The sequence below is a fragment of the Mesorhizobium sp. LNHC229A00 genome (assembly GCF_000502415.1).
GTDB lineage: Bacteria > Pseudomonadota > Alphaproteobacteria > Rhizobiales > Rhizobiaceae > Mesorhizobium.
In genome coordinates, this window is record NZ_AYWQ01000001.1 from 664127 (window position 1) to 677486 (window position 13360).

The window sequence follows — 13360 nt, forward strand, 5'->3', positions numbered from 1 at the left end:
TTGGCGTGTTGCGCCAGCGGCGCCTCAGGCGCCGTGGTGGGACTCCGTCCCATCCTTTTCGCCACCGAATCCGTGCATATAGAACGCCCATTGCAGTCCGATGACGGCGCCCTTGACCGGTTGCAGCAGCGCGATGGAGAGCAGGATGGTCAAAGGCACCCATATGGCAATGTGCTGCCAGGTGGAGAGCGTCGAGGTCGCTTCCACGCCCATGAAGGCACCGAGAACGATATGGCCGACGATGACGATGACCAGGTAGGCTGGCAGATCGTCGGCGCGATGGTGATGGATCTCCTCGCCGCAGACGCTGCAGGTTTCGACAGTCTTGGTGAAGCCGCGGAACAGCTTGCCTTCGCCGCAGTTCGGGCAGCGGCCCAAGAGGCCCCGCTTCATCGCCGTCCACAGTGGGCGGGCAATCCGGCCAGACTGATGTTCGCCGCCAAAAACCTGTTGTTCCATCATCGTCTCCTGCCGCGCGACCCCGGTCGCGATTGCGACGCACGGGCCCGGCCCTTAGCCTTGTGAAACGACCTGCTGGAGCCTGGCAGGGGCTTTGGGTCGGTCAACATCTCGAAGCGCATCGCGCCGGCCATTGGCGCCACCTCGACGAGCCGGACCTCGACGCGGTCCGCGAGCTGGTAGCCTTTGCCCGAGCGTTCTCCGAACAGGGAGCGGGCCGTTTCATCGTATATATAGTAATCGCCGCCCAAAGTTGAAACCGGGATGAAACCATCGGCGCCATATTGCGGCAATTGGACAAAAAGTCCTGATTTGGTGACGCCGGAGATGCGGGCGTCGAAGCGGTCGTCGATGCGCTCAGCGAGGTAGGCCGAAATCAGCCGGTCAACCGTGTCGCGCTCGGCAGCCATTGCGCGCCGCTCGGTGCCGGAGATCAGCACCGCAACGTCTTCGAGGCGGGCCTCCTCATCCTGCGTCAGTCCGCCTGGGCCCAGGCCGAGCGCGGCAATAAGTCCGCGATGCACGATCAGGTCGGCGTAGCGGCGGATCGGCGAGGTGAAATGGGCGTAACGGCTGAGGTTGAGGCCGAAATGGCCGATGTTCTTGGGTGAATATTCGGCCTGGCTCTGCGAGCGCAGCACCACTTCGTTGACCAGCGCCTCGTTGTCGGCGCCGCGCACACGCTCAAGAATGCCGTTGAACTGGCTGGGCCGCATCTGGGCGCCGCGTGCCAATGACAGGCTAAGCGTCTGCAGGAATTCGCGCAGCGATTCCTGCTTGGCCAGCGACGGCGCGTCATGGACGCGATAGACCAGCGCCTGCTTCTTGCCCTCCAGCGTTTCGGCCGCGGCGACATTGGCCTGGATCATGAACTCTTCGATCAGCTTGTGGGCGTCGAGCCGCTCCGGCACGACGACGCGGTCGACCGTGCCATCCGGCTTGAGCAGGATCTTGCGCTCCGGCAGGTCGAGCTCCAGCGGCTGTCGGCCGTCGCGGCCGCGCTTGAGGATCGCATAGGCCTCCCACAGCGGCCTCAGCACAGTGTCGAGGATCGGGCCGGTCTTGTCGTCCGGTACACCGTCGATCGCGGCCTGGGCCTGGCTATAGGCCAGCTTGGCCGCCGACTTCATCATGACGCGGTGGAAGGAATGCCTGATCTTTCTGCCCTCCGCGGAGAAAGTCATGCGCACCGCGAGTGCCGGACGATCCTGACCCTCGCGCAGCGAACAGAGATCGTTGGAGATGCGTTCGGGCAGCATCGGCACGACGCGATCGGGGAAATAAACCGAATTGCCGCGCTTCAGCGCTTCGCGGTCGAGCGCCGTGCCATGGCGGACGTAGGCCGCGACATCCGCGATGGCGACCGTCGCGATGACGCCGCCGGGGTTCTTTTCGTCGAGGTCAGGGGTGGCGAAGACCGCGTCGTCATGGTCCTTGGCGTCGGCCGGATCGATGGTAACCAGCGGCAGGTCGCGCCAGTCCTCGCGATGGTCAAGCGTCGCGGGCTTCGCCGCCTCGGATTCGGCAATGACGTCGGCTGGGAAAATGTGGGGAATGTCGTGCGCGTGGATGGCGATCATCGAAACCGCCCTTTCGCTGGTCAGCGAACCCAGCACATTCAGCACCTTGGCGCGGGGCAACCCAAAGCGGGAGGCTCGCGCTGGCTCGACTTCGACCAGGTCGCCGTTTTTGGCGCCGTTCTGGAATTCCTTGTCGACGATCAGCTCGGGCTGGCGCCGTTCCACCGGCTCGATGCGGAAGCTGCCGTCCTGAAGCACGCGAAAGACGCCGAGGACAGCGTCCGTGCGCTTCTCGAAGATCTTCATCACTCGGCCGGTATAGGCAGGCCCTGACGGATCGTCGGTCGGGAAGGTTTTGGCCAGCACGCGGTCGCCGATGCCTGGCGCGGGACCGTTGCCGCTGCGCGAAACGCGGATCGAGACCACGGGAGGCTCGCCCGGACCGACTGCCTCGGCCGGGTGCGCCAGCAAGATGCCATCGCCGTCGCGGCCAAAGATGTCGAGCACGGCGACATGGGGTAGGGCGCCGACCCTGGCCAACCGCTTGCGCTCCTTGGTCAGAACGCCTTCGTCCTGCAGGTCGCGCAGGAGATCTTTCAGCCAGACGCGGTCGTCGCCGCGCAACGCGAACGCCTTGGCGATGTCGCGCTTTCCGGCGCGATCTGGGTTTTCGGCGATATAGCGCAGGATTTCGTCGCGCGAGGGCCGATAGTCGTCCTTGACCTTGGCCCGGGTGTCGGCGGTGCGGGGATCGCCGTGACTTCTTCCGGTGATCCTGCGCGCCACGCCGTTCTACCCTTTTTTCTTCGCGGCCGGCTTCTTGGCCGCTGTTTTCTTGGCGGTGGGGGCTTTGATTGCCGCCGCCTTGCGGAACGGCTTCTTGCCACCGCCGCCCTTGGCTTCCTTCTCGGCAATCAGCGCCAGCGCATCCTCGATCGTCACCGATTGCGGATCCTTGCCCTTGGGCAGCGTGGCGTTGACCTTGCCGAAATTGACGTAGGGGCCGTATTTGCCGTCGCGCACGACGATCTTGCCGCCATCCGGATGGTCGCCAAGCTCCTTCAGAGCCGCAGGCGTGCCACCGTTGCGGCCACCCTTGCCCTTGGACTGCTTCTCGGCAATCACTGTGACGGCACGGTTGAGGCCAATGGAAAACACATCCTCGATGCTGTCGAGATTGGCGTAGGTGCCATCGTGCAGCACGAACGGCCCGTAACGGCCGAGGCCCGCCGAGATCATCTTGCCGGATTCGGGATGTTTGCCCACGTCGCGCGGCAGCCCCAGCAAGGCCAGCGCCTTCTCATGGTCGATGGAATCAGGCGTCCAGCCCTTGGGCAGGCTCGAACGCTTTGCCTCCTTGCCGTCGCCGCGCTGGATGTAGGGGCCGAAGCGCCCCGAGCGCAGCGTGATTTCCTCGGCCGTATAAGGATCCTTGCCGAGCAACTTGGTACCGTCCTCGCCGCCGCCATTCTCGCCATTGGGATTGGCGGCGTCGCCGAGCTGGCGGGTGAAGGAGCATTCGGGATAGTTCGAGCAGCCGACGAAAGCGCCGAACTTGCCGAGCTTCAGCGACAGATTACCGGTGCCGCATTTGGGGCAGATGCGCGGGTTGGAACCGTCCTCGCGGGCGGGAAAAACCAGCGGTGCCAGTTCCTCGTTCAGCGCATCGAGCACATCGGTGACGCGCAGCTCCTTGATGTCGGCGACGGCGCCCGAGAAATCCTTCCAGAAATCGCGCAGCACGTCCTTCCAGGCGAGCTTGCCGTCGGAGATCTCGTCGAGTTTCTCCTCCAGCGACGCGGTGAAGTCATACTCGACATAGCGCGCGAAGAAGCTTTCCAGGAAAGCCGACAGCAGGCGGCCCTTGGCCTGCGGCACCAGCCGGCGCTTGTCGATGGTGACGTAGTCGCGGTCCTCGAGCGTCTTCAGGATCGCGGTGTAGGTCGAGGGGCGGCCGATGCCGAGTTCTTCCAGCTTCTTGATCAGCGACGCCTCGGAGTAGCGCGGCGGCGGCTCGGTCGTGTGCTGGGTGGCATTGATCGCGCGGCGGGCAAGCTGCTCGCCGGAGCGGATCTCGGGCAGACGGCGGTTTTCCTCGTCTTCGGTGTCGTCGTCCTTCTGATCGGTGTAGGCGGCGATGAAGCCGTCGAAGCGAACGACCGAGCCGACAGCGCGAAGTTCCGCGGTGCGGGCGCCATTCAGCGCCTCGATCTCGACAGTGGTGCGCTCGATCTCGGCCGACTGCATCTGGCTGGCGATGGCGCGCTTCCAGATCAGTTCATAAAGCCGCATCTGGTCGGAATCGAGATATTGCCTGACCGATGCGGGGGTGCGCATGAAATCCGTCGGCCGGATGGCCTCGTGCGCTTCCTGGGCGTTCTTGGCCTTGGCGGTGTACTGGCGTGGTTTCTCCGGCAGGTACTTCGGGCCGAATTCCTTCGCAATGGCATCGCGAGCAGCATCGATCGCCTCGGGGGCCATCTGCACGCCGTCGGTTCGCATATAGGTGATCAGGCCGGTGGTCTCGCCGCCGATCTCCATGCCCTCATAGAGCCGCTGGGCCACCTGCATGGTGCGCGTGGCCGAGAAGCCGAGGCCCGATGAGGCGGCCTGCTGCAATGTCGAGGTGGTGAAGGGCGGACCGGGGTTGCGCCTGGTCGGCTTGGCTTCGACGGACAGCGCCTTGAAGGTGGCGCCTTCGAGCATCGCCTTGATGTCGTCGGCCTGTGCCTTGTTGGCAATGTCGAGCTTTTGCAGCTTCTTGCGCTCGAAGGCGGTGAGGCGGGCTTCGAAGGTCTCGTTGCGCGGCGTGCCGAGGAGAGCTGATATCTGCCAATATTCCTCGCGGATGAAGCGCTCGATCTCGGATTCGCGGTCGCAGACCAGGCGCAGCGCCACCGACTGGACGCGGCCGGCGGAGCGGGCGCCCGGCAATTTGCGCCACAGGACAGGCGACAGGGTGAAGCCGACGAGATAGTCGAGCGCGCGGCGGGCCAGATAAGCGTCGACCAGCGGCGCATCGATCTGGCGCGGATTGGCCATCGCCTCCAGCACCGATGATTTGGTGATGGCGTTGAAGACGACGCGGCTGACCGGCTTGTCCTTCAGCGCGCGCTTCTGCTTGAGCACTTCCAGAACGTGCCAGGAGATGGCTTCACCTTCGCGATCCGGGTCGGTGGCAAGGATCAGGCCGTCGGCGTCCTTGACCGCCTTGGCGATGTCGGCGAGCCGCTTGCCGGAGGCGGTGTCGACCGCCCAGGACATGGCAAAATCCTCATCCGGGCGCACCGAGCCATCCTTGGCCGGCAAATCGCGGACATGGCCGAACGAGGCCAGAACCTTGTAGTTCCTGCCCAGATATTTGTTGATTGTTTTTGCCTTGGCCGGCGATTCGACGACGACGACGTCCATGAGGTCTCATATCAGCTGTGATGCGGCAGAAGAATTCCGCTGCGCGCGACGAAATCTCGGTTCTGTTCGTCGCTCACATGGCCGCGCTTTTGCATCCGGTCAAGGGCAGGCGCCCAAAATGCGGGGCCGCCGACAGCAATACACTCTAAGAGTGTATGGAGAACATCACATATTTTAGAATGAGTGGGCGCAAGCCTCGGAAGATTGGGAGAAGTTCAATTTGTTGCTGGTCCAATCGGGCTGGAATGGGCCAGGTCGAGTCCGGCGACGGCCCGGCCGCCGGACTCGGAGGGATGCCCGGCGGCCGTTGAGAAGTCCCGTTTGGCGGAACTCCCGATGGGAAACTCAGTCCGCCTTGACGACGTGCCAGACGCCGGCGACGCCATCCCCCGTCACGTCGCCGGCCTTCTTGTCCTTGATGAAGGTGTAGACCGGCTTGCCGTCATGGGCCCACATCTTGGTGCCGTCGGTACGGTCGACGACGCTCCATTCATCGTCCGCCTTGGCGCCGGCCTTGGCCTTCAGCGGCGACCTGCCGCGCGAGGTCAACGCATTGAAGGCGGGNGGTTATCGTTTTCATGGAAATCTCCGTGGCTGATATTCGAAGGCGCGCGGGAAATCGCGGCCTCGTCGTGTCAACGCCTTGCGCGGATGCTTTCTTCCCCGCCCGCGATGACTTACCACACGATGGTGATTGGCGGACAAACCGGCGTGCCGCTATATCGTCGCCAAAGGTTGGAGTTTTGGAATGGCATTGGATATCGGCTATGTCAGCGCGGTCGGGGCGGGGGCCATCTCGTTCCTCTCGCCATGCGTGCTGCCGCTGGTGCCGCCTTATCTCTGCTACATGGCCGGCGTCTCCGTCGACGATTTCCGCGGCAATGCAGGTGCGACGGCACGCGAGGGCGCGCGCGGCGCGCTGCTCTATTCCTCGATCGCCTTCGTGCTCGGTTTTTCCACCGTGTTCGTGGCGCTAGGCGCCGGCGCGTCGACCATCGGTCGGCTGCTGCGCGTCTGGCAGGAGCCGCTGGCGATGGGCGCCGGCGTGCTGATCATCCTGATGGGCCTGAATTTTCTCGGCATCCTGCGTATTCCGCTGTTGTCGCGCGAGGCGCGTTTCCAGTCGCAGGGCAAGCCGGCAAATGCTATCGCCGCCTATGTCATGGGGCTCGCCTTTGCCTTCGGCTGGACCCCCTGTATCGGCCCGGTGCTGGGGCCGATCCTGACCCTGGCCGGCGGCCGCGAAACGGTGGGCGAGGGCGCGCTGCTGCTCGCCGCCTATTCGCTCGGACTTGGCATCCCGTTCCTGATCGCGGCGCTGTTCTCCGGCGCCTTCATGCGCTTCCTCGGCAAATTTCGCGTCCATCTCGGCCGCGTCGAAAAGGCCATCGGCGCACTGCTGGTGGTCGCTGGCGTCTTTTTCCTCACCGGTGGCGTGCAGACGGTGTCCTACTGGTTGTTGGAAAATTTCCCGGTGCTGGGGCGGCTGGGCTGACGCTTGTCGACTTGCGGTGAGGTACGGGATTTCAACTGAGGACCCGCTGATTGAGAGTCAGCTGCTTTATCATCTCACCGGAATTTAACCGCATTGGTGCAGCATGGCGCCACTGCTATCGTGTCTTGATTCCCAACCCTTTCATACGGTTGCCCGTCCATGAGCCAGAGATCCTGCCTGTCCGTCATCCTCGCCGCCGGCGAAGGCACGCGCATGAAGAGCGCGCTGCCGAAGGTGCTGCACCAGATCGCGGGCCTGCCGATGGTCGCTCACGTGGTGAAGGCGGCCGACGCCGCCGGCGCCACCAGCGATGCGATCGTCATCGGACATGGAGCGGAAGAGATGCGCAAGGCGGTAGCGAAATTTTCACCCAAGGCCGAAACCTTCGTGCAGGAAGAGCGCTTGGGTACGGCGCATGCTGTTCTTGCCGCACGTGAAGCTATATCAAGGGGTTATGACGACATCCTGGTGATGTTCGGCGACACGCCGCTGATCGATGCGGAAGCGCTCACGATGGCGCGGCTGAGATTGGCGGAAGGTGCTGCCGTCGTGGTGGTCGGATTCCGCCCACCCAATCCGACCGGCTATGGCCGGTTGATCGAAAAGGATGGCAAGCTCACGGCTATCCGCGAGGAAAAGGACTGCTCCGAAGAGGAGAAGAAAATCGGCTTCTGCAATGCCGGCATGATGGCGGTGGCGGGCGCGCACGCGCTGACACTGCTCGACGCGGTCGGCAACAAGAATGCCAAGGGCGAGTATTATCTGACCGATATCGTCGAGATCGCCAGTGCACAAAATCTCGATGTCGTTGCCACCGAAGCCAGCTTCGAAAGCGCGCTCGGCATCAACAATCGCGCCGAACTGGCGCAAGCCGAAGCCATCTGGCAACAGCGCCGGCGCCATGACGCGATGCTGTCGGGCGTGACGCTGATCGCCCCGGAAACCGTGTTCTTCTCGTATGACACCGACATCGGCGCAGACACCATCGTCGAACCCAACGTCTGGTTTGGTCCGGGCGTGAGGATCGCCGGCGGCGCCAAAATCCACGCCTTCAGCCACATCGAGGGCGCCACCATCGGGTCCAATTGCGATGTCGGGCCGTTCGCACGGCTGCGGCCAGGCGCCGATCTCAGAAACAAGGCCAAGGTCGGCAATTTCTGCGAGGTCAAGCAAGCCGTCATCGAGGACGGCGCCAAGGTCAACCATTTGACCTATATCGGCGACGCGCGTGTCGGCGCGGGCGCCAATATCGGGGCGGGCGCCATCACCTGCAACTACGACGGCTACTCAAAGTTCTTCACGGACATCGGCGAGGGTGCCTTCATCGGCTCCAATTCCTCGCTCGTGGCGCCGGTGTCGATCGGCAAGGGCGGCTACATCGCCTCGGGCAGCGTCATCACCGAAAGCGTACCCGACGATGCACTGGCCTTCGGCCGCGCCCGCCAGAAGACGATCCCCGGCAAAGGCAAGGAATTGCGCGAACGCTTTGCTTCCGCGGCGGCCGCGAAGAAGAAAGCGGCTGGCGCCGACCATTAGCGATTGGGTCGACGGTCTGCTTTCTCGCCGAAGCCATCGAAAAACCGAATGATTGCAGTAACTGGATTGCAAGAGCGGGCTGTCATGGTGCATGCCTGCTGAAGCGTCCGTTACAGCGGACGAAATGCAATGTGACTTTCGCGGCAGGCCGGCCACGCCTAAATATCGCTGGTTTTCCGTTGGCAATCGGGGACTGTCTGCATGTGCGGTATCGTTGGAATCGTCGGCCACTCGCAGGTTGCGCCACTCATCGTCGACGCACTGAAGCGGCTCGAATATCGCGGCTATGACTCCGCCGGCGTCGCCACCATCGAGAAGGGCGAGCTCGGCCGCCGCCGTGCCGAGGGCAAGCTGGTCAACCTCGAACGCCGCCTCAAGGATGAGCCGCTCGACGGCATGATCGGTATCGGCCATACGCGCTGGGCAACCCATGGCGTGCCCAACGAGACCAATGCGCACCCGCATTTTTCGCACGGCGTCGCCATCGTCCACAACGGCATCATCGAGAATTTCGCCGAACTGCGCGAGGAGCTGATCCGCGACGGCTATTCCTTCTCGTCGCAGACCGACACCGAGGTTGTTGCTCACCTGGTAGCGCGCGAGCTTGCCAAAGGGTTGAAGCCGGTCGAGGCCGCGCATCAGGCGCTCAAGCGGCTGGAAGGCGCCTTTGCGCTGGCCATCATGTTCAAGGGTGACGAGGACCTGATCGTCGGTGCGCGCAATGGCCCGCCTTTGGCCGTTGGCCATGGCGATGGCGAGATGTTTTTGGGATCCGACGCCATCGCGCTCGCTCCGTTCACCAATTCGATCACCTATCTCGAGGACGGCGACTGGGCGGTGGTGCGCCGCGACGGCGTCGCCATCTTCGACATCGACGGCAAAAAGGTCGATCGCAAGCGCCAGCAGTCGCTCTCGACCAGCTTCATGGTCGACAAGGGCAACCGCCGCCATTTCATGGAGAAGGAGATCCATGAGCAGCCCGAGGTGATCTCGCACACGCTGGCTCATTATGTGGACTTCGTCTCCGGTGTCTCCAAGCCGCTCGATCTGCCATTCGACTTCGCCAAGATCGGCCGGCTGGCGATCTCCGCCTGCGGCACCGCCTATCTCGCCGGCTTGATCGGCAAATACTGGTTCGAGCGCTATGCGCGGCTCCCGGTCGATATCGATGTCGCGTCGGAATTCCGTTACCGCGAGATGCCGTTGTCGGCCAACGACGCCGCCTTCTTCATCTCGCAGTCGGGCGAGACCGCCGATACACTCGCCTCCTTGCGCTATTGCCGCAAGGCCGGGATGAAGATCGGCGCCGTCGTCAATGTGCGGGAATCGACCATGGCTCGCGAATCCGACGTCGTGCTGCCGACGCTGGCCGGGCCAGAGATTGGCGTCGCTTCGACCAAGGCTTTCACCTGCCAGTTGTCCGTGCTCGCGTCGCTTGCCGTGCGCGCCGGCGTGGCGCGCGGAGCGATCTCGAAGGAGCAAGAGAAAACGCTGGTGCGAGCGCTTTCGGAAGCGCCGCGCTATGCCAACCAGGTGCTCAAGCTCGAAGAGCAGATCGAACGGATCGCCCGGGAACTGTCGCGTTACAAGGACGTGCTCTATCTCGGACGGGACACCAATTTCCCGCTCGCCATGGAAGGCGCGCTGAAGCTCAAGGAAATTTCCTACATCCACGCCGAAGGCTATGCCGCGGGGGAGTTGAAGCATGGGCCGATCGCGCTGATCGACGAGAACATGCCGGTGATCGTGATCGCGCCGCACGACCGCATCTTCGAAAAGACCGTGTCCAACATGCAGGAAGTGGCGGCGCGTGGCGGCAAGATCATCCTGATCACCGACGCCAAGGGCGCGGCGCAGGTGAGCCTGAAGACGATGGAGACGATCGTGCTTCCGGATGTGCCGGAAATCATCTCGCCAATCATCTATGCGCTGCCGATCCAGATGCTCGCCTACTTCGCCGCCGTGTTCATGGGCACCGACGTCGACCAGCCGCGCAATCTGGCGAAGTCGGTGACGGTGGAATAGGCGCTTGTAAACAGGCGCCTTTAAAAACTTCGCAGTTCCAAAGCGCCTTCCGGTTCACTAATGTCGCGTCGCAATAGCGCCTCCGGTGAACCATGTCAGACGCTCCCAAGACTTCCGGCATGACGCGGCTGAGGAACTATTTCCTCACGGGCTTCATCGTCTGCGCCCCGCTGGCGATCACCGCCTATATCGCCTGGTCGTTCATCGGCTGGGTCGATTCCTGGGTGAAACCGTATATTCCGGCGCGGTACAGCCCCGACACCTATCTGCCGTTTCCGGTTCCGGGGTTCGGGCTCATCGTCGCGCTCATCCTGATCACGCTGATCGGTTTCCTGACAGCCAACATTGTCGGCCGCGCCATAGTCGGCTTTGGCGAGCGCTTGCTTGGCCGCATGCCGCTGGTGCGCGGCATATACGGCTCGCTGAAGCAGATTTTCGAGACCGTGCTGTCGAACAAGGGCGACATGTTCCGCCAGGTCGGGCTGGTCGAATATCCACGCAAGGGCGTGTGGTCGCTGGTGTTCGTCGCCAGCGAAAAGGAAACCGAGATCAACCAGAAGCTCGACCAGGAAGGCGACCCGCTGATCGCCGTGTTCATGCCCTGCACGCCGAACCCGACGACCGGTTTCCTGATGTATGTTTTGAAGTCGGACATCGTGCCGCTCGACATGACCATCGAGGACGGCGCCAAACTGATCGTGTCGGCCGGGCTGGTAGCCCCCGAGGTGAAGACGAAACTGGTGACGCTGAACGGCGAGCCGATCAACGGAACCCTGGCCAATCCGCCGCTGGGACCTCATCCGGCCCGCAGGAGCCGCACGGCCTCGTCGCGGCCAAACAAGTAGAGCAGGAGCCGCAGCGCCTCGCCGCGGTCCGATTGCAGTTCGGGGTCGCGCGACAGGATCAGCCTGGCGTCGTCTCTGGCGGCCTCCAGCAGGTCGGCGTGCACCTCGATGCGCGCCACCTGGAAACCCGGCGTGCCGGACTGGCGGGTGCCCAGCAATTCGCCTTCGCCACGCAGTTTCAGGTCCTCCTCGGCGATCCGGAAACCGTCCTCGGTCTCGCGCATCACCGACAGCCGGCGTTTTGCGGTCTCGCCAAGCGGATCCTTGTACAGCAGCACGCAGGACGAGGGCTTGTCGCCGCGTCCGACCCGGCCGCGCAGCTGGTGCAACTGGGCGAGGCCGAAGCGTTCGGCATGCTCGATGACAATGATCGTGGCGTCAGGAACGTCGACGCCGACCTCGATGACCGTGGTGGCGATCAGGATGCGCGTCTCACCCTGCTTGAAGGCCCGCATCGCCTCGTCCTTCTCGACACCCTTCATACGGCCATGGACAAGGCCGATGCGATCGCCGAACAGTGGCTTCAGCGAGGCAAAACGATCCTCGGCCGACATCAGTTTTATTTCTTCGGATTCCTCGACCAGCGGGCAAATCCAGTAGATCTTCTGGCCATCCGCGACGGCATCGAGCATGCGGCCGACCAGCTCGTCGAGCCGCTCCAGCGGCAGCGTAACGGTGCGGATCGGCTGGCGGCCGGCCGGTTTTTCAGTCAGCTTCGACACGTCCATGTCGCCGAAGGCGGTCAGCACCAGCGTGCGCGGGATGGGGGTCGCGGTCATGACCAGCATGTCGGGCGCGTCGCCCTTGGCGGTGATGGCAAGCCGCTGATGAACGCCGAAGCGATGCTGCTCATCGATGACGGCCAGGACCAGGTCGTGGAAGCTGACGGTTTCCTGAAACAGCGCATGGGTGCCGACGACGATGTCTATCTCGCCGCTGGCAAGACCCGCCAGCGTTTCGGCTCGCTCGCGGCCCTTTTCACGGCCGGTCAGGATGGCAATGCGCAAGCCGACCCTGGCGGCAAGCGGGGTGATCGTCGCCAGATGCTGGCGCGCGAGGATTTCGGTCGGCGCCATCAGCGCCGCCTGGCCGCCGGCCTCGACAGCACGTGCCATGGCAAGCAGCGCCACCACCGTCTTGCCCGAGCCGACATCACCTTGCAGCAGCCGCAGCATGCGCTCCGGATCGGCGAGATCAGCGTTGATTTCGGCGAGCGCGAATTCCTGCGAGGGCGTAAGCGAATAGGGCAGTGCGGCCCGCAGCTTCTCGACGATGCGGCCATCGCCGACGAGAGGGCGGCCTGACAGGCGCCGCACCTTTGCCCGCACCAGGGCCAGCGAGACCTGGCCGGCGAGCAATTCATCATAGGCAAGGCGGCGCCATGCAGCCCCTTCGACCGCGACATCGATCGGGTCGGCGGGATAATGGACGCGGGTCAGCGCGTCGCCGAAGGACGCGAAGCTCTCGCGGCGCATGAAGGCATCATCCTGCCATTCCGGCAGCTCCGGCAGGCGGCTGAGCGCCTGGCCGATCGCACGGCGCAGCACCTTGCCGGACAGTCCCGCGGTCAACGGATAGACCGGCTCCACCAGCGGCAGGTTCTCGGCTTCGCTGGCGAGCGCGATATGGTCGGGGTGGACCATGGTCGGGCGGCCGTTGAACCATTCCATCCGGCCTGACACCACGACAGGCTCGCCCACAGGCATTGCCTTTTCGAGATAGGCGGCATGGGCATGGAAGAAGGTCAGGCCGATTTCGCCGGTGTCGTCATGGGCGTACACCCGGTACGGCACCGACCTGTTGCCGCGCGGTGGCGGCTGGTGGCGGTCTATGCGCAACTCAAGCGTCACGATCGCGCCTTCGGCCGCGAGTGCGATGCCCGGCCGGTTTCGGCGGTCGATGACGGTGTGCGGCAGCACGAACAGGAGGTCGCCGGCGCGTGCGGCGCGGTCGCCGAGATCGGCGGCAACGACCTTCTCGATCAGCGCGCCAACCTTCGGCCCGACGCCGGCAAGCGAGGTGATCGGGACAAACAGGGGATCGAGGATGGAAGGACGCATGATGTCAGC

8 protein-coding genes and 1 pseudogene are annotated in these 13360 nt (G+C 63.8%); 4 read left to right on the plus strand and 5 right to left on the minus strand.

What is annotated here, in order from left to right; all coding sequences use genetic code 11:
* Window positions 1–24: 24 nt before the first annotated feature.
* The 4 genes and pseudogenes from X742_RS166455 to X742_RS166440 all read right to left on the minus strand — a co-directional run.
* Window positions 25–459 (minus strand): DUF983 domain-containing protein, encoded by a 435-nt coding sequence (locus X742_RS166455; protein WP_023770066.1) that lies wholly within the window; start codon window positions 457–459, stop codon window positions 25–27.
* A complete protein-coding gene (rnr, locus tag X742_RS166450; RefSeq protein ID WP_023770067.1) occupies window positions 459–2765 on the minus strand; it encodes a ribonuclease R in 2307 nt (768 codons plus the stop codon). The genes X742_RS166455 and rnr overlap by 1 nt, the downstream gene beginning before the upstream one ends.
* Before the next feature lie 6 nt (window positions 2766–2771).
* The gene (gene topA / locus X742_RS166445) at window positions 2772–5390 is read right to left on the minus strand and encodes a type I DNA topoisomerase (RefSeq protein ID WP_023770068.1); all 2619 of its coding nucleotides are present in this window, start codon (window positions 5388–5390) and stop codon (window positions 2772–2774) included.
* Window positions 5391–5735: 345 nt separating this feature from the next.
* Window positions 5736–5918 (minus strand): annotated as a pseudogene (locus tag X742_RS166440) (hypothetical protein); the annotation flags it as partial.
* Between the two features lie 220 nt (window positions 5919–6138).
* On the opposite strand from X742_RS166440, the gene X742_RS166435 reads away from it, so the two are divergent.
* The 4 genes from X742_RS166435 (at window position 6139) to X742_RS166420 (ending at window position 11291) form a co-directional block, all read left to right on the plus strand.
* Window positions 6139–6885, plus strand: a complete 747-nt coding sequence (locus tag X742_RS166435; protein WP_023770071.1) for a cytochrome c biogenesis CcdA family protein — start codon at window positions 6139–6141, stop codon at window positions 6883–6885.
* A gap of 159 nt (window positions 6886–7044) precedes the next feature.
* Window positions 7045–8421 carry a bifunctional UDP-N-acetylglucosamine diphosphorylase/glucosamine-1-phosphate N-acetyltransferase GlmU gene (gene glmU / locus X742_RS166430; protein ID WP_023770072.1) on the plus strand — a complete coding sequence of 459 codons (1377 nt, stop codon included), beginning with the start codon at window positions 7045–7047 and terminating at the stop codon, window positions 8419–8421.
* A gap of 201 nt (window positions 8422–8622) precedes the next feature.
* On the plus strand, window positions 8623–10446 hold the full coding sequence (gene glmS, locus X742_RS166425) for a glutamine--fructose-6-phosphate transaminase (isomerizing) (protein WP_023770073.1): 1824 nt from the start codon (window positions 8623–8625) through the stop codon (window positions 10444–10446).
* A gap of 92 nt (window positions 10447–10538) precedes the next feature.
* Window positions 10539–11291, plus strand: coding sequence for a DUF502 domain-containing protein (locus tag X742_RS166420; protein WP_031240956.1), 753 nt, complete (start codon window positions 10539–10541; stop codon window positions 11289–11291).
* Here X742_RS166420 and recG read toward each other — a convergent pair.
* Window positions 11243–13351 (minus strand): ATP-dependent DNA helicase RecG, encoded by a 2109-nt coding sequence (gene recG / locus X742_RS166415; RefSeq protein ID WP_023770075.1) that lies wholly within the window; start codon window positions 13349–13351, stop codon window positions 11243–11245. The two genes, X742_RS166420 and recG, sit on opposite strands and share 49 nt — an antisense overlap.
* Window positions 13352–13360: the final 9 nt, after the last annotated feature.